This window comes from Planctellipticum variicoloris (genome assembly GCF_030622045.1).
Taxonomy (GTDB): Bacteria; Planctomycetota; Planctomycetia; order Planctomycetales; family Planctomycetaceae; genus Planctellipticum; species Planctellipticum variicoloris.
The window spans coordinates 154,414-172,447 of record NZ_CP130886.1; the positions used below are offsets into that span (position 1 = coordinate 154,414).

Here is an 18,034-nt window from a genome sequence, read left to right on the forward strand (position 1 = left end):
CTCTCCGTCCCTCCTTCTGTCACAGTGGGGTATTGCACTGCGTTTTTTTGCGTCTACGGCAGGAGTTCCGATTCGGCATGGTATGGCTCAGGGTGACGGATCTCAGTTTCAGTTACGGCGGCGCCAATCTGCTCGACAGGATCAATCTGCAGATTGAGCCCGGCCAGCGTATCGGCCTGATGGGACGCAACGGCGCCGGCAAGTCGACGCTGATGAAGCTCATCGACGGCGAACTGCAGCCCGACAACGGCGTCATCGAGCGTCCGCCGGGACTCAAGATCGCACGTCTGGCCCAGGAAGTGCCCCGCGGGGCCGACCAGACGATTTTTGACGAAGTGGCCGGCGGCCTCGGTGCGCCCGGCGAGCTTGCCGCCCGGATTCATAAGTTGACAGAGCAACTTCACGCCGGCGCCGACCCGGAAATCGAACGGGAGCTGTCCCGACTCCAGGAACAGGTCGACCTGGAAAACGCCTGGAAGGTCCAGCATCAGGTCGAGAACGTGCTGGAGAAGATGGGGCTGGATTCCGCGGCCCGGTTCGAAGACCTCTCGTCGGGGATGAAACGGCGCGTCCTGCTGGCGCGGGCGCTCGTCGTCGAGCCCGAAGTCCTCCTCCTCGACGAACCGACCAACCATCTCGACATCGACTCCATCCGCTGGCTCGAAGAATACCTGCTCAAATCCGGGCTGACGTTGATTTTCGTGACCCACGACCGCATGTTTCTGCAGCGGCTCGCCACACGGATCGTCGAAGTCGAGCGGGGCCGGCTGTTCGACTGGACCTGCGACTACGCGACTTTCCTGGCCCGCAAGGCGGCCGCCCTGGACGCCGAAGCCCGCCAGGACGAATTGTTCGACAAACGCCTCGCAGAAGAAGAGGTCTGGATCCGTCAGGGGGTCAAGGCGCGGCGGACCCGCAACGAAGGTCGCGTCCGCCGCCTGGAGCAGATGCGGGAAGATCGCCGCAATCGCCGGTCGCAGGCCGGCAACGTGCGGATGCAGCTTCAGGATACGGAACGCTCGGGACACATCGCGATCGAAGCCCGCCACGTTTCGCAGGCGTTTGGAGAAAGTCGGATCCTCGACGATGTGTCGGCGGTGATCGATCGAGGAGACAAGATCGGAATCGTCGGACCAAACGGCGCCGGCAAGACGACGCTCCTGCGAATTCTGCTGGGCGAGCTGACGCCCGACTCCGGAACGGTTCGCTTCGGCACCCGGCTTCAGATTGCCTATTTCGATCAGTTGCGCGCCCAGCTCGATGAAGACAAGTCCGCGGCGGAGAACGTGGGAGAAGGGAACGACACGGTCCTGATTAACGGGAAATCCCGGCATATCTTGGGATACCTCCAGGACTTTCTGTTCTCTGGCGAGCGCGCCCGCAGCCTGGTGCGATACCTCTCGGGAGGCGAACGCAACCGGCTGCTCCTGGCAAAACTCTTCACGAAGCCGGCCAACCTGCTGGTCCTGGACGAACCGACCAACGATCTCGACGCCGAGACGCTGGAGCTCCTCGAAGAACTGCTGGTCGACTATGCCGGCACGCTCCTGGTCGTCAGCCACGATCGCGAATTTCTCGACCGCGTCGTAACTGGCACGCTGGTCTTTGAAGGGGGAGGGCGGGTCAAGGAATACGCCGGCGGCTACACCGACTGGATCCGCCAGAAGGCGGCCAATGAAGCGGCGGCCGCACCGACGACGACGAAAACCGGTCGAACCGACTTTGTCGTGGGAGGACAGAAGCCGCGAAAACTGAGCTTCAAGGAGCAGCGCGAGCTGGAAACATTGCCGACCCGCATTGAGACGCTTGAAACGCAGCAGGCGGAACTGGAAGCGAAGATGGCCGACCCCGCCTTCTACCAGCAGCCGGGCGAGGAGATCGCCCGCGTCACACAGCAACTGGCCACACTGCACGAAGAACTGCAGCAGGTCTATGCTCGCTGGGAATTGCTGGAAGGCGCAACCTAGAAACTGCCGAGACTTGCACCGATGGAGGCCGCCAGAATCGACCGCCGACTGATTCCCGTGCTCCTGGCCGGATGCGTCATTGCGACCCTCTGCGTCTGGCGCGTCTCGGCAAATCGCCCGGCGGGCTATAATGCGGCAGTCCAGTCTCCGCAGGTCTGGCGGCCGGCGCCCAGGTTTGAAACGCTCGATGCAAACAATCAGATGTTTCGCCTCGAACGCTACCTGGGCCGGCATCGTGTGCTGGTAATCTTCGTTCCGGGGAGACGGGATGAGGTTGAATCCGCAATTCGACTGTTACAGCAGCACTTGGATGGTCTGGAGCGTCAGGATGTGAAGATTGCGGTCCTTTCGCCGGCGCTGCCGCAGCAGCATCGCGAATGGCTGGAGGGGCTCGGAATGGGCGCCGTTCCAGTCCTGACCGATCTGCGAAGCGAAATCGCCGCGCGCTGGGGAGTCAACAGTCTCGTCGATACGGCGACATTTCTGGTGGATCGAAAAGGGGACGCCGCCTGGTCAGGCGACGTCCCTCGGCCCGAGGGCGAACTTGCCGTTGTCCTGAAACGATTAACGTCAGAGAAAGTTCAGCAATGAGTGACGCTTCCGTCCCCTCGGGGACCGGGCTGCAAACCGGACAGGAGTTCTCCGGCCGTCTGACGGTGATTGTGATGCTGCTGGCCGGCGTCCTGTCGACGGTGGCCATTTTCCTCTACTGGGATCAGCACACCCGACCGTTTCGTCCGCTGAGGGTGGCCATCGGTCGCACTTTTGAAAAGTCCCGTCCACTTGTGGAAGGTGGCCGCAATAAGGGAGGCCCCCCGTCGCTGCGAATTGCAATGACGGTCCTCTTTGATCCGAATGCCGATGATGATCAGGCCCAGGCCGCACTCCGCAAAGTCGTCGAACTGGCCCGCGCCCACGTAGACCTTGACAAGTACGAGGTTCTGGAACTGAATCTGCTGAACTTTGTCCCCGAGAAGAAAACTCGAGAACGCTCGATGACTGTGGAATTGCCAGCGACGTTCGAACGGTCGTCGTCAGATCCTTCCACGGGCCAATAATCGTTCAATCGCTCGCCGTCGAAACCTCCGCCCGCGACCTGTCGGCCCGCCGGACTGTTTTCTCTGCGATACTCGATACCCGAATCCCGAGACCCGCCCCGAGGAACTCGCCATGCAGCTTGCAGGACGGACCGCAGTCGTAACTGGCGGCGAAAGCGGGATCGGCCGGGCTACGGCCCGGCTGCTGGCCCGGGCGGGCGTGCGGGTTTTCGTCGGAGACGTGCAGTTGCTGCCGGAGAATCGGGACGAGTACCAGCAGCTCGGCATCGCCTCCCGCTTCTGCGACGTCCGCACCGAAGAACCGATCCGGCAGCTCATTGATGACGCCGTCGCAGCCACTGGTCGCCTCGACATCCTCGTGAACAACGCCGGCATCGCGATGGTCAAGCCCATCATCGAAGTGAGCGAATCCGATTGGGATGCCTGCATGGACACGAACGTCAAGTCGGCGTTCTTCGGCTGCAAGCACGCCGTCAAGCACATGCGGCGGCTCGGGGGCGGATCCATCGTCAACACGGCGAGCAATGCGGGGCTGCTGCCGCGGGCTCACGACCCGGTCTATTCCATCAGCAAGCAGGCGCTGGTCGGACTGACGAAGAGCCTGGCGCTCTGTCACTCGATGGATCGCATCCGGATCAATGCCGTCTGCCCGGGACCGGTTGGCGAGACCGGCATGGTCAATGCGGACCTGGACCAGGCCGTCGACCGCGACGCTGCCGCGCGGAAGTATATCGCAGCCAGCCCCCTGGCCCAGGCGTGGGGCCGGATGATCGCTCCGGAAGAAGTGGCCGAGTCGATTTTCTACCTGGTCAGCGATGCGGCGCTGATGGTGACCGGCACTTGCATCGCCATCGACGGCGGCAAGTCGCTCGGCGTTCCTCCCTCCGTCGGATAACCAGACACTTGTGTGATGGCGTCGGCCCGGACTTTCCGGAATCGACCCGCGACGGCGTCCCGGTTCCCGGTTATACTTCTGCTGAAAATCCGGGACGCCTGCAGTGGCTTCCTCCCGAGCGATTCGAGGGAGGCCGCCGGTCTCCATTTCCCATGTTAGTGGGATCTCCGTTGCCAGACGGGTTTTGCGTTTCGATCGAGCCGTCGCCTGGCCGCCTCTCGATCACGATTCAGGAATTGCCGCAATGTCCGACGAACAGATCCCCGAAGACGACATCCCCGAAGTCGAGATCCGCATCGAACCCGACGACGAAAAGCTGGCGGGACTGGGAGTCACTCCGGAAGAGTTCGACGCCCAGCTCGAAATCGCGATCGACGACTATCACGATCTGCTCGAAACCTGCGATGACGAAGAGGAGACGCCGGGGATCGAAGACATCCAGATCGAGCTCCAGGGGCAGGTTTACCGTCTGGCCGACCTCGCAACGATCAGCATCGTCGGCGATCTCGATTCGCTGGAAGAATTCGAGGACGACGACGAGGAGTAGCGTCTCCTCGGCGGCCTGTTATCCGCCAGTTCCCGCAGCGGGCGGCTTGCCCCCCCGTTGCAGAATGGCGCTCCCCAGTTCCAGCAGCTCGCCCGATAGACCGCACTCGTTGAGCCCGGCGATCGCGGCGTCGATGTCGTATGCGACCCGACGCAGCGATACGACCCCATCTTCAATCACCGCGTAGGCGGCCCGCGGATCACCGTCCCGCGGTTGACCCACGCTGCCGGGATTGAGGAGTTGGAGCCGTTCGAGCGGCAGGTACATCGGCAGGTGTGTGTGGCCGACGCAGACGAAGTCGGCGTCAATGTTCGCCAGTCGCAGATTCCAGAGTGCCGGTTCAGCCGGCAGGTACTCGTCCATCGGATCGCGCGGCGTTGCGTGCACCAGATAGAAGACTCGCTGATCCAGGTGGATCGTGGCGGTCACCGGCAGGCGGGCCAGGAATTTCAACTGCGACGGCCTCAGTTGCCGGTAATTGAGCAGTCGCGTTTCGCCGGACAGCCGGCGGAACGGGCTGCCACCGGGAGAGGGCACCTGCTGAACCAGGGCATGGTCGTGGTTGCCGCGGATCGTCAATGTTGCATGTTCGCGAACCCAGTCGATGCAGGGGCCGGGCTGGCCGCCATACTCGACCAGATCTCCGAGCACCAGACATTCGTCGAACGATTCCACAGCGGCCACGGCGGAAAGCGCGGGCCAATTGGCGTGAATATCCGCCAGCACCAGGATTTTCATGCGTGCCGGTCCCGGGAGTCGGTGGAAGCAAACGTGTGTTTGCGTGTCTGTGATCGGCGAAAACACGGGCTGGCCGCGAAGATCCTCTTGTGGCGCCTGCCAGAACCCAGTCTCATATCAGATCGTCAGTGCCGATACCAACCGGGATTCTGGGGAGGGGGCGATGCCCGAGCCGACGATACAGCGCACCCTTCGCGAGAAGATTCGCGAAGCCGAACGGGTCACGCGTGAACTTCGCGAGCACCTGGAGTTGAATTTCTCCCCGAAGTCCCACGAGTTGAAGAAGATGTGTCGTTCGCCCGACAACAGGCCGGATGCAGAGCACTTCGCCGACGTAACGATCCGGTCGCAATGCTCGCAAGTCATTCAAAGTGATCGGTTTACGGCGGGACTCGACGATCAGGCGGAAGATCTCTACGCGGCAATTGTGGTTGAGGTCGAAGAGATTGCCAGTGGCAAAGCGCCTGCGGTCGAAACCCAGTAGCCGTTTCAGTGGGATTGTCGTAACTTCTTATTTCGAAAACAGATGAGTCGATTTCTGCCGGGATTCGGCAGTGAGTCCCCTTGACAGATTCTGGTCCGGGGACAAGGATTGCACGACCCTTCATGGCCGCGCGATGCGCAGATCTTCCAACTTCTGACTCGACCTGTCCCTGCGGCCGATTAACCGTTTGCCTTCACAGTCGAACTGTCTTGCGGATTGTCTCGCTGCCAGCCTTGGCCTCGTGAGGCGTCCGGAAGAGAATACGTCCCTGCAGTCATTCGCTCCAGGTTGAGAATTCAGATCGCAAGCAGCGACTGGAAGTCGATTCCGCGGAACTTTGGCGAGCGCAGTGCGTCCCTTCTGTGATCGGGTTTCTCAGGATTCGACTCTCAGCATGGCCAGCAGTCTCAGTCAGCGACCCGGCGAAAACGGTGGAAATCCTCCACTGTCGGGGGTCGTGCTGCCCTGGCGCGGTCCGATCTCGGCGGGAAGCGAAACCGTCATCAACGTCCCTCGACGCGACGTCGTTGACGATTCCACATCCCTCACCCCGGTCAATAACGACCTGCTGGTCCGCCTCTTTCCTCTGTCCGCCGAAGTCGCTCGCCAGGGTGAAGACTCCGAGAATATTGCCGGCGTCAAAATCGGACACTTCACGCTGGAGCGTCGCATCGGGTTCGGGGGCATGGGTTCGGTGTTCCTCGCCTGGGACGACCGGCTGCACCGACGCGTGGCCGTGAAAGTTCTGTCTCCGTCGCAGGCCGGCGAAGCCACCGCCGTGCAGCGGTTTCAGAACGAGGCCCGTGCGGCCGCGCAGCTCGATCACGAAAACATCGCCCGCGTCTTCTACTACGGCGAGGAGCAGGGGCTCCACTACATCGCCTACGAGTTCGTCACCGGACAGAATCTTCGCGATATCATCCACGCACGCGGTCGACTGGAACCGGCCGACGCCGTCAATCTCACCATTCAGCTCGCCGGCGCCCTCAATCACACCTCGACCGTTGGCGTCGTGCATCGCGATATCAAACCGTCGAACATCATCCTCACTCCCAATGGCCGGGCCAAACTGGTCGATCTGGGGCTGGCCCGACAGGAGAGCCTCCCTGCGTCTCAGGAATTGACCGTCGCCGGCACGACGCTCGGCACGTTCGACTATATTTCTCCGGAGCAGGCCCGCGATCCACGGAACGTCGACGTCCGCAGCGATATCTACTCGCTCGGCTGCACCCTCTACCACAGCCTCACGGGGGAACCTCCCTATCCGGAAGGGACCGTTCTGCAGAAGCTGCTCGAGCACCAGGCCAACGATCCCCCCGATCCGGCCCGGAAGAATCGTCGCGTGCCACCTGCGCTGAGCGCCGTCGTTCGTAAAATGATGGCCAGCGATCCCCGCCGGCGGTATTCCACCCCCGATGAGTTGATCCGCGATCTGCTCGTGGTCGCGCGGCAGCTCGGCCTCCGGGCGACGTCGCGCGAGGGCGTCGTCTATCGCGCCGAACCCCGGACGGACGAATTCTGGCGGCAGAACGCCGGCTGGGTAGCAACAGCGCTGGCACTCATGCTGCTGGTCCTGGCTGTTCAGTATTTTCCCGGGCTGACCCAGCCGCTGGCCCAATCGCCAACATCGATTGCCCCTGTCAGTGTCCCGCAAAATGGCCAGCCGCCTGCGGCGATCGCGAGCACGGATCAGAAGCCTCTGGTCGGCGCCGGGGTGGAAAATCTCATTCCGACCGCCGGAGTTCCGGCTGATTCCAGCACAGGAGTGATTCCGAATCCAGGCGGCGAACCGGGACGGGAAATGACGCCCGCCAATGAACTGGCGATCGTCGAGGGGGCAAAGTCGCCCGGCCCGTCGAATCCGCCCTTTCCGCCTCGCCCGGAATCCGTCGATCCCCAGACCGTCGCTCCGTTCGGGGATCCCGCGATCAAGATCCTCAAAGGGGCGGCAACCGGAGGCGTCGTCGACCTGCCTGCCGCGAGATCGGGAATCGCCGAAACTGCAACGTCATCGGCGGGCTCGGTCGCGTTTCCGGATCGCCTGGCCCCCGGGAATTCCCCCGGGCCGCTGCTTCAGGGCGGCGTCGCACCGGCCGTGACCCCGACTCCGTTGTCGCCGGCGCTGACCGCCGAAGACATTCGTCCGTCGATCGTGGTTCTCGATTCGGCTGGCGGTAAGACCGCTGCCCGCAGTTACCCCTCGCTGGAGGCGGCATGCACCGATGCAAAAGACGGTGCGATAGTCGAACTTCGCTATAACGGACGCTGGGGCGCGGTCGAACGTCCGATCCGACTCACCAACAAGCGTCTGACGATTCGCGCCGGCAGCGTTCGCAACGGCAATGGTTTTCGACCGATCGTGGAGTTCGCGCCTCAGACTCTCCCCTCTGATCCCGCCGACTCCCGGATGATCACAATCACCGGCGGGGCGCTGGAAGTTCACAACGTCGCCTTTCATCTGAATCTGGCGGAATATCTCCCGGCCGACCGCTGGGCCGTCTATTCCCTGCAGCGCGCGGAGAAGCTCGACCTGCGCGGAGTGCACCTGACCGTCTCAAATCCTCATCGTCAGACCGCGGCCGTCGTCGAGTCCACAACCCCTCCCGGCCAGGCTCTGACGGCCATGAGCATGATGAAGACGGGGATTGCCGCCGCCGGAGCAGACCTCTCGATCGGTCGCAGCCTGATTCGGGGCGGCGCCGAGTTGCTCCACGTCAGCGACGCCGCCCCGCTTCGCGTGAATGTCGTCGATTCCGCGTTCGCTCTTGAGGAAGTGCTGCTGCATGTGGTCGGACCCATGGACTCTCCCCCCGACAACGTCTCGGTTCGACTGGATCTCAGCCATGCCACCTGTTTGCTCGGCAATGGCCTGGCGCTGCTCGAATCGGCCGACGAGTTCGGCTCCCGCCTCCTCCCCGTGCAGATTTCTGCGAGAAACAACCTGATCGCCCTCCGCGGAGATCATGCTCTCCTCGAAATCCGCAGCGCCGCCGACACCGTCGATGACGTTCGACAGCAATTCACGTTTGGCGGCGAACGTAACTTCTATGACCAGCTCGGCGATTTCTGGCGCATCACTCCCGGTCCCGGCGATCGCTCGGCGGCAGACACGATGAAATTTGAAGAATGGCAGCGATTCTGGGGCTCCGGCGAACTGAACAGCTCGCAGAATCTCCCGCTCGACTGGGGCGGGCGGAACTTCGCAAGATCACTGTCCGAGATCGTGATCGACGATTTGCGGCTCGATGAACGGACCGCAAACCCGCTGGTTGGCGGCGCAACAGACGGACTCGATATCGGCGCGCCGCTCGAGGATCTGCCGTCCACAGCATCTCCGGCCGCTCCGTAGGGCTGGAATCTGGCCGGGCCGCAATCGAGACGCTGCTGACACCGGCGGCGTGTTACGGTCCCCCTTGCTGCTGTTCCGTTTCGACGCACTCCGTCAGCCGTTTGACGATGATCGTGGCATAGGCGCCCCGCGGCAGCCGAAACTGCAACGTCACCCGCTGCCGCCCGGGATAGCGGTCGTCTGCGCCGACGACGCACGACCATTCCTGCGGAACGACGACCGCCGCCCGCTCTCCCTTGGAGAAGAAACTGTCCCGCGGGTACTTTACGCGCAATTCGCGCAGGTCCAGACCCTGCTCGTTCAGGATCCGCTGGTACAGCGTCAGCAGCGGCCCCTCGTCCAGATGCAGACGGGCCGACGGCAGCGGCAGTTCCTTGCCATGCAGCACGCCTCGCTCTTCATCATTGAGATCGCGAAAGAACGGAACCGTCGTCGTTGCCAGTTCGACGGGATGCAGGACCTCCGCCCGACAATGCTCGCGCAACCAGGCCGACAGAATCCGGTTCCACAGGTCGCTCTGGTACGCCGCAAGATACAGGCTGCGCAGATCGACGCGCACCAGCGCAAATGCATTTCGAAAGTGGGTTGGATGGTCGACCAGGTAAGTGATGATGCTCCGCCGCGATGACCGCGGCAGCTTCGCCTTGCACGTCTCCCAGTTCCCCCAGTATTCCCGCAGAATTTCTTTCTCGACCCGATCGTCCGGTCGATCGTGGGAATTCGGCTCCGCAATCGCCAGCCACAGCGCCCGCTCGTAGTCCCCCTGGCACCACGGCCTGGCGATGAATTCCCCCGAGACCCCCAGCGAGCCGAAACGCTGATCGTCAAAATAGTTCGGCGCCCCGTCCCGCACGACCCCCCCGGCCGCTTCGGCAATCGAAGCTGCACGGTCCTTCGAAAGGTCCCGCAAAACGATACGGAAGCGGTTGCCGGCGATATCCTGCGGGGTGAACGGCTGCTGTGCCTGACCCTGGTAGGCCAGCAGGAACTTGCTCTGCTCCAGATCCTGCCGGGGCCCGCGATGGATCGTCACCCACTGCTGGGTCACGGCGTGCCGGTCTTTCAGTCCGCCGTAGCTGATCTGGGACCGGCTCAGATTCCACTGCTGCAGGATCGCGGTGATCGCCTCGGGCGTCCCGAGGGACTCCTTGGTCAGCCGGTAGACTGCAAACGGGCCGCCTTCCAGCGGAAAATCGGACAACTCGTCGACCTGAAAATCATCAGGCTGACTTTTCAGCTTCACAGGCGGCACGGCGGGTCCTTTTCAGCGGGACCGTTACCCTAGCGACAGTTGGCTGACGGGGGAAGCGCCGGCCAACGTGCCCCGCCGGTGCGGTCAGCGGCCGGAGCCACGCCGCCCCATCGTTTCACGACTTCTGGATCTGAACACACGGCGGATCTGGCCCGTTATACAGGCTGGCGCTGGCATGGCAGGGTGAGGGTTTTTCCAAGCCGTTGGAACGAAATGCCAGCCCCGATCAGTGCCATTGGAAGTACAAGAAACCGTGTTTATACCAGATTGTTGGGGGGGAAAACGATCCGCTTCAGCGTTCGACGGCCGGTTCCGATACCACACGTGTTCGCCGCCAGGTTCAACCGTGAAACTCTCGGTTCCCCGAATTCGACTCACGAATCCACCCGACTGGCGTTGTTGTCGCAGGTTCCGGAGCGAGTGCACTCCTCACTTCGGCTTGAGAGGTCATGGAATTGGTCAACAGCAATCCCCCGCAGGGGACGGTCGGAAGGTCCACGCAATCGCCCGCTCCCACCGCCGCCAGCGAGCAGGACAAATTTCAGGCGTTTCTCTATTCCGCCAGCGACGCGATGATCAGCATCTCGCCGGCCGGCATCGTGCTCGACTTCAACCCCGCCGCCGAACGCCTCTTTCATCGACCGGCTGAGGAATTCCTGGGCCGCAATATCTCCTGCATCATGCCCGCACCGTACCGGGACGAGCACGACGGATACCTGCAGCGATATCACGCAACCGGCGAACGCCGGATCATCGGCGCCAATCGCGAGGTCGAAGCGCGACGGCTGGATGGAACAATCTTCCCGGCAGAACTGGCAATCACCGAGGTCCGCTTCGGCAACGAGCATTTCTTTACCTGCATCATCCGGGACATCTCTCTGCGGAAGGCCCGCCAACGGCAACTCATCGAGTCGAATGAATGGCTCGAGGCCACCCGGCGTGAACTGAGTCAGAAGGCCGACGAGCTGCGACTCCTCGCCGAACAGGCCGCAGTCCTCCGTGAGGCGGCCGATGCCGCCAGCCGCGCCAAGTCCGAGTTTTTGACCAACACCAGTCACGAGCTCCGCACGCCGCTGACGGCGATCACGGGCTTCGCAGAAGTGATTGTCGACGAATCCAACCAGGAGGACGTCCGCGACCTGGCCCGCACGGTCCTGCGGAATGGCCGGCATCTCCTCAGAATCATCAACGACATTCTGGACTTCACCGCCATTGAAGCCGGCAATGCGAATCTTCACGACGAACCCTTCTCGCCGGGCGAGACGATCGACGAGGTCCTTTGTCTGCTGAAGCCGCTCGCTGCACAGAATGACGTCGTTCTGCACCGCTTTCTCGGACCGGACGTCCCCGACCGTATCCTCTCCGATCCGCGTCGATTCCGTCAGGTGCTCCTGAACCTGGCGGCCAACGGCGTCAGGTTCAATTGCCCCGGAGGCTCCGTTTCAGTCCGCATCGCCGTGGATCACGCGGCAAAGACGCCGACGCTGTCTGTCGCGGTCATCGACACCGGCATCGGCATCTCCCCGTCGCAGCTCCCCAGACTGTTCAAGGCGTTCTCGCTGGTCGATGCCTCGTTGACCCGTTCTCATGGCGGAGCCGGACTGGGACTGGCGATCAGCCATCGCCTCTGCGGTCTGCTGGGGGGGCGGCTGGAAGTCTCCAGCGAACTCGGTCGCGGTTCGACATTCCGCTTCGGAATTCCGCTGCGGTCGGCCGTAGAGCAGTCGGTCGAACCGCGGCCGGCGCCCCTGCCGTCGGTTGAACCGTCAACAATGCTCGCAGGGAGGCGGATCCTGATCGTCGACGACAGCCCCACCAACGTGCGACTGCTCGAACGCTTCGTCGGCCGAGCCGGTGCAGAGACCGAAGCCGCCGTCAACGGACAGGACGCCGTCTCTGCCGTGGCCGCGGCGCTGTCGGGTCGACGACCCTATGACGCCGTTCTGCTCGACCTGCAGATGCCTGTCATGAACGGCTACGACGCGGCGAGCGCAATTCGCAAACTGGGCTTCGCAGGTCCCGTCATCGCAGTGACCGCCGAGGCCGAGGAGGCCGCCGTACGCCGCAGTCATGAAGCCGGCTTCGACGACCTGCTCACGAAGCCGGTCCAGCGCCGCGACTTGCTCGACCTGTTGAGCCGCCGACTGCAATAGACTCGCCGGAATCGGCGGACCTGAAGCGATCTCGTGTAGCGGCGTGGAGACCAGACCCATGCGGCAGGGGCCTTGACCGCGGGTGGAGGACGCAGCCGTGAAGAGCGGGGGGGCGAAGTCCGGAGACACTCGGCGGTTCAATAAACCCGGCGAGACTCCAACCGCTGCCACTCGTCAAACAGCGTTCGGCACTCGTCGACGAGCACCGGTCCCTGGACGACCAGCGGACTCCTCCCCAACTCAGCCAGCTCGCGCGCTCCGACACGCAGTTCGTGAAAACCGGCTGCTGCCGCGTCGTCGATCGTCGCTCCAAACACGACTCGATCAATCCTTGCCCAGTGAATCGCCGACAGACACATCGGGCACGGCTCGCAGGTGCTCAGCAGGATCGCGCCCGACAGATCGATTTTCCGAGAGACTCTCGCCGCGAGCCGGATCGCGTTGATCTCGGCGTGGGCCGTGGGATCGGTGTCCCGCCATACCGTATTGTGTGCCTCGGCCAGCACCCGACCGTTCTGCAGAATGACGGAGCCGAACGGCGTCTGCCCCGACGCCATTCCCAGTCGCGCCACTGCCAGCGCCCGCCGCATGGCCACCATCAGTTCGTCGAACTCGTCCATTCGCAGCAACTCCTCGTTGACGCCGGGCGACTCTTGGCAGTCGATTCTGCCGACGGGGCCGCGCCAGTTTACTTCGAGCTGCGCCAAGTGCTCCAGGAGCCTGAGGAAACCTGCTTCGTAATACGACGTGGCTACATCCTAAACCAGCTCGCGAATCGGATCCCGCCGGTCCAGCAGAAACTGCGGTCGACCATTCGGATCGGGAATCGTCGCCGTGTTCGCGTCGATTCCGAGTTGCCGGTAAAGCGTGGCGAACACATCCTGATAATGGATCGGCCGGTCCTGCGGCACCTCGCCCAGGCGATTCGTCGAACCGATCACCTGGCCCATCCGCATTCCGCCCCCGGCAAGCAGCGCACACGACGCCTGCGGCCAGTGGTCGCGCCCGGCGTCCTTGTTGATCCGCGGCGTCCGTCCGAACTCACCCCAGGCCACCACGCTCACGTCCCGGTCCAGCCCCCGCGCATGCAGGTCTTCGATCAACGCAGAAATTCCCTGGTCAAACCGGGAAAGCTGTTCCGGCAGCCGGGCGAAGTTCGAGTGATGCCGGTCCCAGCTTCCAAACGACAACGTGACGCAGCGCACGCCGGCCTCCACCAGCCGCCGGGCCATCAGGAACTGATCCATCCAGTGCGGCCCCGCATCTTCCCCGAAAGCCGGATCGGCGCTGCCGCGTCCGTAACGGTCGCGCACCGCCGGATCTTCCCTCTCGACGTCGAGCGCTTCGACCAGCTTGCTCGACGTCAGCACATCGAACGCCTTCTGAGTAAAAACGTCGGCGCCCAGCATCGCCGGGCTGATCTCCGCATGCTTGCGGAACCGGTCGAAGCTCGACAACAGCGACTGGCGATGCTGGAGCTGATCCAGCGTCACGCCGTTCAGCCGCATGTTCGCCATCCCCTCGCCGTCCGGCTGCACCGGAGCATGCGCCGTCCCCAGAAAGCCCGGCACGCCGGGATTGGAATAGGGGGCGTGCTTTGTCTTGATCGTCAGCCCCACGAAGGGCGGGACCGCCTTGTCGACCGGCCCCAGCAACCGCGACACCGCCGAGCCCAGCGACGGATGATTGTCCTGCTGCCCCTGCGGCCCGATCGGATAGCCACTCAGGCACATGTCTGACGCATGCTGGTCCGGCGAACCGTACAGCGAGCGGATGATCGCCACCTTGTCCATGATCCGCGCCAGCCGCGGCAGGTGCTCGCAGATCTGAATTCCCGGCACATTCGTGTCGATGGGGCGGAATGACCCGCGGATCTCGGCGGGAGCTTCCATTTTGAGATCGTACATGTCCTGGTGGGACGGCCCGCCGGACAGGTAAATCATGATCACGGCTTTGTGCGGCAGCGACCGCCCGGTCGCCGCTTCGGCCCGCAGAAGCTGGGGAAGCGACAGTCCGCCCAGGGCCAGTCCACCAAGTTTCAGAAACTGACGCCGCGACTGCCGGTCGCAGAAAGCCGAAGAACGCGGTCCAAGGATGGAAAGCATGCGGCGCCTGTGGTGATGATCGGAGGGCGGGTTGTCGAGGCCAGATATTAACGCAGACTGATGGGTGCGGGCAATGGAGACTGAGTCGAAACGAGGAACACAGTCTGGCGTCGGCTCGCAAAGAGTTACTGAATCGACTGACTGCCCCCCCGCTATCGGCCAGGGCGATTTCGGAATGAAAACCGCCGCTGAGCATGAAGTCGACGCTCATGCGATTGGGGCAATCCGACTTCAGAACATTCATTGTCAGAGCCATTCCTGCATTGCAACCTGAGAGGCCATGAGGAGTGTGAGCAGAAAAAGCAGCCTCGATGAAAAGCCGCGGCTTTGCCCGGCACGGACGCTCCCTCTATGAGCCCGGCTGGATCAGACGATCGTAGTCGGCGCTGCTTTCATCGCGTGCAACGTCGCGGCGGGTGCCGTCGAGCCGAATGACATGGAATGCCGGAGACGTGCCGGCCCGCTTGTCTCCAACCATGGTTCCAGGCGGGTAGTCGAAGTGGAATGGCTCCTCGGCGATCGAAGGATTTGCCTCGAACTCCTTCACGACTGCCAGCGTCGTCCAGGGCGGCCTCCTCGGAATGTGACCGAATCGTCGAAACGACCATCCTGTCGGCACCCAGCCAACCTTGTCATCGTGGCGATAACTGATCGTCAGGTCGGACATAGGAACTTCGCTCCGGTATGCTACCAGCCGTAGCGGAAGTGACGCCCGCGCACGATCGATCCAGAGCTCGTACCGGATTCGAGGTGGCTTGCCTCGACCGTGGGCAGGTTGAATCAGCTCAAGGACTGCACACTGGCAATCATCGACAAACTCGTCCCGTTCTGCCAACCTGAGCCGCTCGGGATCGAGCATGGTCCGGAACACAGAATTGAGCGGTCGAAAAGCAAGTTTCGGCGCCAGGGAGTGGACATCGTGCATGAAGATGTCGAACACTGGCGGCCCCGCTTCGATGATGCCGCGAGGGTATTTCTCTGTGGGATCTCGGTAGTACGAATAGTAGATTTCTCCATCCCAGGCGCGAGCCTCCTCCGCGACTCCCAATCGATGGGCCTTCCCGATCCAACGGTCTCCGTTGCGGAAATACCGGAATCGATCACCGTCGACGACCAGCTCACACGCCGTCGTCAGCTCGACGACCTGAGGAATTGCTCCCCCACCTTCCACAGCGTCATCCGGCTCCATCGGAGCTGCCAGCAGGCGTTCCTCACGGGTCCAGCGAATCCGCAACGACGGAATCGCTGCCTCACGTCTCGACCAGTCGTCCAGGACGGCGTTCAGGTGCGCCGGTCCTTTCGGCGGCGTCTCAATCTCCTGGGCCTGACATTGCCGCAACAAGCTGAGGCAGAGCATCACAACGATTGCGACGACTGAGCTCCTCACAATCTCACTGATCGCTGCCGAGGCAGTGCCGGTTCTCCACGAACTGGTGAAATTGTCGGGTCTCTGGTCCGAGATAGTGGAGTTGTTCATGAGATATTCCCATCGACGCGGCGATGCCCGATCCGCTTGGGAGATCTTCCGAGAGCCTCAAGGGATCACGGCCAACAACGCGGCAGAGCAAGCCCGATCCGATGTGCCGACAAAAAGATAGTGACAAGTGTCAGTATACGAGTGCTTGCCATTACTGCAATCGCAATCGCGAGTCGACTCATCAATCGATCGAAATAATTCTGACGACTTTCCGGGGCGGGCTCACCGGTTTCGGACTCATTGCCAACTACTACTCCTCTCCCCGCCTCCACCGCTCCGAAGTAGAACCCCTTCACCCCTCCGCAGCCGTCACCGCCGCCAGCATGCCGCACGCGCCGTGAATATCCTGCCCGCCGCTGTATCGCCGCTGCACCGGGGCGGCCAGCTCTTCCCGCAACGCGTCGCGGAAGGCGTTCGCTTCGTCAGACGTCGGCCGGCGGAACTGGCCCGTCGGATCGTTGACGTCGATCAGGTCGAGCAGAATCGGCAGGCCGCGGGTCAGTTCGGCGAGATCGCGGGCGTCCTGCCGGCTGGTATTGATCCCCCCCAGGACCGTCCAGGCGAACGTCACCCGCTTGTTCGTTGCGGCGTGATACTCTCGGACCGCTTCCATCAGTTCGGGCAGGGGGTGGATGCGCTCAATGGGAAACAGGCTCAGCCGTTTCTCGACGGTGGCCGACGTCAGCGAGACAATCAGCCGATACGGGTGCTGCTCGGCAGTGAACCGGCGGATGCCGGGGACGACACCCACGGTGGAAATCGTGATCGCCTTGCCGCTGATCGCCAGACCGCACGGCTCGGAGAAAATCTTCGCCGCTCGGATCACGCGGTCATAGTTGAGCATCGGCTCGCCCATCCCCATGAAGACGACGCCGCGGACCGGATGCTCCGAGTCGGCCTGAATCTGCACGACCTGGTCGACGATTTCCCAGGTGGCGAGGTTCCGCTGAAAGCCCATCCGGCCGGTGGCGCAGAAAACGCAGCCCAAGGCGCAGCCGACCTGCGAGCTGACGCAGATGACGTACTTCTTGTCATCCGGGCGGTGCAGCAGGGGAATCCGGACCGCCTCAAACTGGCCAGTTCCCTCACCGCGAAACAGGTATTTGGCGAAGCCGTCCTCCGGCGACACGACTTTGTTGACGACCGTCAGCGACGGAGTGCTCACGCGCTGGCGGATCTTCTCCAGCAGCTTCGGCGAGACCGTGGGGACGCTCGCCGGCAGCTCGGTGTCCCCGCGACAGGCGGCGGCATGGATCTGGCGGATCAGCCGGTCGGGCGGAGCAAGGTCGGCGAGAGCCTCGGCAAGTTCGGTCGAGGTGTGGTCTTTGAGCAGCAGCATGATTTCCGGGGAATGTGAGACAGTTCACACGCAGGACGTCAGAGAGAAAAGTATAACGTCCAAGTGCAGGAAACGGGGTCGACGGAGGCAGACAACATGACCGGACTACGGCTGGCGGTGCTGCTGGGAGTGATTCTGGCCGCAGCAAGTCCGGCCCAGGCACTCGATCCGTACGCCGGAATCGATCCCTGGTGGGTGCTGCTGCACGAGCCGGCGGTCGTCGCAGACCTCAAGCTGGAAGTCCCCCAGCAGGCGAAATTCCTGGCCCTGCGGGACCGGCTCGATCTGCGGTTCTGGCCTCTCCGGAACAAGTCGCGCGACGAAGCGACGAAGGGGTTTGAGGCGATCGTCGCTGAGGCCCGGCGGGAATTGCCGATGATCCTGCGGCCGGCTCAATCCCAACGATTGAACGAAATCGTGTTCTGGAAACTAGGGACAGCCGCACTCGTCCGGGACGATCTGGCGGATCTTCTCCAGCAGCTTCGGCGAGACCGTGGGGACGCTCGCCGGCAGCTCGGTGTCCCCGCGACAGGCGGCGGCATGGATCTGGCGGATCAGCCGGTCGGGCGGAGCAAGGTCGGCGAGAGCCTCGGCAAGTTCGGTCGAGGTGTGGTCTTTGAGCAGCAGCATGATTTCCGGGGAATGTGAGACAGTTCACACGCAGGACGTC

Annotated in this window: 15 protein-coding genes; 9 read left to right on the plus strand and 6 right to left on the minus strand. The window is 62.9% G+C overall.

What is annotated here, in order from left to right:
* Nucleotides 1-77 precede the first annotated feature (77 nt).
* The 5 genes from SH412_RS00590 to SH412_RS00610 all read left to right on the plus strand — a co-directional run bounded on the left by SH412_RS00590 (nucleotide 78) and on the right by SH412_RS00610 (nucleotide 4,467).
* Nucleotides 78-1,967 carry an ATP-binding cassette domain-containing protein gene (locus tag SH412_RS00590; RefSeq protein WP_336521557.1) on the plus strand — a complete coding sequence of 630 codons (1,890 nt, stop codon included), beginning with the start codon at nucleotides 78-80 and terminating at the stop codon, nucleotides 1,965-1,967.
* 21 nt (nucleotides 1,968-1,988) lie between these two features.
* Nucleotides 1,989-2,558, plus strand: a complete 570-nt coding sequence (locus SH412_RS00595) for a peroxiredoxin family protein (RefSeq protein WP_336521558.1) — start codon at nucleotides 1,989-1,991, stop codon at nucleotides 2,556-2,558.
* The gene (locus SH412_RS00600) at nucleotides 2,555-3,025 is read left to right on the plus strand and encodes a hypothetical protein (RefSeq protein ID WP_336521559.1); all 471 of its coding nucleotides are present in this window, start codon (nucleotides 2,555-2,557) and stop codon (nucleotides 3,023-3,025) included. Before SH412_RS00595 ends, SH412_RS00600 begins: the two co-directional genes overlap by 4 nt.
* Before the next feature lie 112 nt (nucleotides 3,026-3,137).
* Entirely contained in the window at nucleotides 3,138-3,920 is a 783-nt protein-coding gene (locus tag SH412_RS00605) for an SDR family NAD(P)-dependent oxidoreductase (RefSeq protein ID WP_336521560.1), read from the plus strand.
* 244 nt (nucleotides 3,921-4,164) lie between these two features.
* A complete protein-coding gene (locus tag SH412_RS00610) occupies nucleotides 4,165-4,467 on the plus strand; it encodes a hypothetical protein (protein ID WP_336521561.1) in 303 nt (100 codons plus the stop codon).
* A gap of 18 nt (nucleotides 4,468-4,485) precedes the next feature.
* Here SH412_RS00610 and SH412_RS00615 read toward each other — a convergent pair whose 3' ends face one another.
* The gene (locus SH412_RS00615; RefSeq protein WP_336521562.1) at nucleotides 4,486-5,205 is read right to left on the minus strand and encodes a metallophosphoesterase family protein; all 720 of its coding nucleotides are present in this window, start codon (nucleotides 5,203-5,205) and stop codon (nucleotides 4,486-4,488) included.
* A gap of 163 nt (nucleotides 5,206-5,368) precedes the next feature.
* On the opposite strand from SH412_RS00615, the gene SH412_RS00620 reads away from it, so the two are divergent.
* Both SH412_RS00620 and SH412_RS00625 read left to right on the plus strand, forming a co-directional pair.
* Nucleotides 5,369-5,689, plus strand: coding sequence for a hypothetical protein (locus SH412_RS00620; protein ID WP_336521563.1), 321 nt, complete (start codon nucleotides 5,369-5,371; stop codon nucleotides 5,687-5,689).
* A gap of 394 nt (nucleotides 5,690-6,083) precedes the next feature.
* Nucleotides 6,084-9,038: a serine/threonine-protein kinase gene (locus SH412_RS00625; RefSeq protein WP_336521564.1), complete on the plus strand. Its 2,955-nt coding sequence runs from the start codon at nucleotides 6,084-6,086 to the stop codon at nucleotides 9,036-9,038.
* A gap of 52 nt (nucleotides 9,039-9,090) precedes the next feature.
* Here the strand turns inward: SH412_RS00625 and truD are convergent, their stop codons facing one another.
* Entirely contained in the window at nucleotides 9,091-10,290 is a 1,200-nt protein-coding gene (truD, locus tag SH412_RS00630) for a tRNA pseudouridine(13) synthase TruD (RefSeq protein WP_336521565.1), read from the minus strand.
* A 449-nt stretch (nucleotides 10,291-10,739) separates the two neighbouring features.
* Here truD and SH412_RS00635 point away from each other — a divergent pair, with 449 nt between their 5' ends.
* A complete protein-coding gene (locus SH412_RS00635; RefSeq protein ID WP_336521566.1) occupies nucleotides 10,740-12,443 on the plus strand; it encodes a PAS domain-containing hybrid sensor histidine kinase/response regulator in 1,704 nt (567 codons plus the stop codon).
* Nucleotides 12,444-12,580: 137 nt separating this feature from the next.
* On the opposite strand, the gene SH412_RS00640 is transcribed toward SH412_RS00635, so the two are convergent.
* The 4 genes from SH412_RS00640 to rlmN form a co-directional block, all read right to left on the minus strand.
* Nucleotides 12,581-13,063: a nucleoside deaminase gene (locus tag SH412_RS00640; RefSeq protein WP_336521567.1), complete on the minus strand. Its 483-nt coding sequence runs from the start codon at nucleotides 13,061-13,063 to the stop codon at nucleotides 12,581-12,583.
* 138 nt (nucleotides 13,064-13,201) lie between these two features.
* Nucleotides 13,202-14,548 carry a DUF1501 domain-containing protein gene (locus SH412_RS00645; protein WP_336521568.1) on the minus strand — a complete coding sequence of 449 codons (1,347 nt, stop codon included), beginning with the start codon at nucleotides 14,546-14,548 and terminating at the stop codon, nucleotides 13,202-13,204.
* A gap of 349 nt (nucleotides 14,549-14,897) precedes the next feature.
* On the minus strand, nucleotides 14,898-15,905 hold the full coding sequence (locus tag SH412_RS00650) for a hypothetical protein (RefSeq protein ID WP_336521569.1): 1,008 nt from the start codon (nucleotides 15,903-15,905) through the stop codon (nucleotides 14,898-14,900).
* A gap of 412 nt (nucleotides 15,906-16,317) precedes the next feature.
* Nucleotides 16,318-17,364 carry a 23S rRNA (adenine(2503)-C(2))-methyltransferase RlmN gene (gene rlmN, locus SH412_RS00655; RefSeq protein WP_336521570.1) on the minus strand — a complete coding sequence of 349 codons (1,047 nt, stop codon included), beginning with the start codon at nucleotides 17,362-17,364 and terminating at the stop codon, nucleotides 16,318-16,320.
* Nucleotides 17,365-17,460: 96 nt separating this feature from the next.
* Here rlmN and SH412_RS00660 point away from each other — a divergent pair, with 96 nt between their 5' ends.
* Nucleotides 17,461-18,012 carry a hypothetical protein gene (locus tag SH412_RS00660; RefSeq protein ID WP_336521571.1) on the plus strand — a complete coding sequence of 184 codons (552 nt, stop codon included), beginning with the start codon at nucleotides 17,461-17,463 and terminating at the stop codon, nucleotides 18,010-18,012.
* The last annotated feature ends 22 nt before the right edge of the window (nucleotides 18,013-18,034 follow it).

Coding starts and splice junctions, on each gene's coding strand:
- SH412_RS00660 (WP_336521571.1), top strand. CDS start 17,461: ATGACCGGACTACGGCTGGCGGTGCTGCTGGGAGTGATTCTGGCCGCA.
- SH412_RS00605 (WP_336521560.1), top strand. CDS start 3,138: ATGCAGCTTGCAGGACGGACCGCAGTCGTAACTGGCGGCGAAAGCGGG.
- SH412_RS00650 (WP_336521569.1), bottom strand. CDS start 15,905: ATGCTCTGCCTCAGCTTGTTGCGGCAATGTCAGGCCCAGGAGATTGAG.
- SH412_RS00615 (WP_336521562.1), bottom strand. CDS start 5,205: ATGAAAATCCTGGTGCTGGCGGATATTCACGCCAATTGGCCCGCGCTT.
- SH412_RS00625 (WP_336521564.1), top strand. CDS start 6,084: ATGGCCAGCAGTCTCAGTCAGCGACCCGGCGAAAACGGTGGAAATCCT.
- SH412_RS00645 (WP_336521568.1), bottom strand. CDS start 14,548: ATGCTTTCCATCCTTGGACCGCGTTCTTCGGCTTTCTGCGACCGGCAG.
- SH412_RS00600 (WP_336521559.1), top strand. CDS start 2,555: ATGAGTGACGCTTCCGTCCCCTCGGGGACCGGGCTGCAAACCGGACAG.
- SH412_RS00640 (WP_336521567.1), bottom strand. CDS start 13,063: ATGGACGAGTTCGACGAACTGATGGTGGCCATGCGGCGGGCGCTGGCA.
- SH412_RS00620 (WP_336521563.1), top strand. CDS start 5,369: ATGCCCGAGCCGACGATACAGCGCACCCTTCGCGAGAAGATTCGCGAA.
- SH412_RS00635 (WP_336521566.1), top strand. CDS start 10,740: ATGGAATTGGTCAACAGCAATCCCCCGCAGGGGACGGTCGGAAGGTCC.
- SH412_RS00590 (WP_336521557.1), top strand. CDS start 78: ATGGTATGGCTCAGGGTGACGGATCTCAGTTTCAGTTACGGCGGCGCC.
- SH412_RS00610 (WP_336521561.1), top strand. CDS start 4,165: ATGTCCGACGAACAGATCCCCGAAGACGACATCCCCGAAGTCGAGATC.
- SH412_RS00595 (WP_336521558.1), top strand. CDS start 1,989: ATGGAGGCCGCCAGAATCGACCGCCGACTGATTCCCGTGCTCCTGGCC.
- rlmN (WP_336521570.1), bottom strand. CDS start 17,364: ATGCTGCTGCTCAAAGACCACACCTCGACCGAACTTGCCGAGGCTCTC.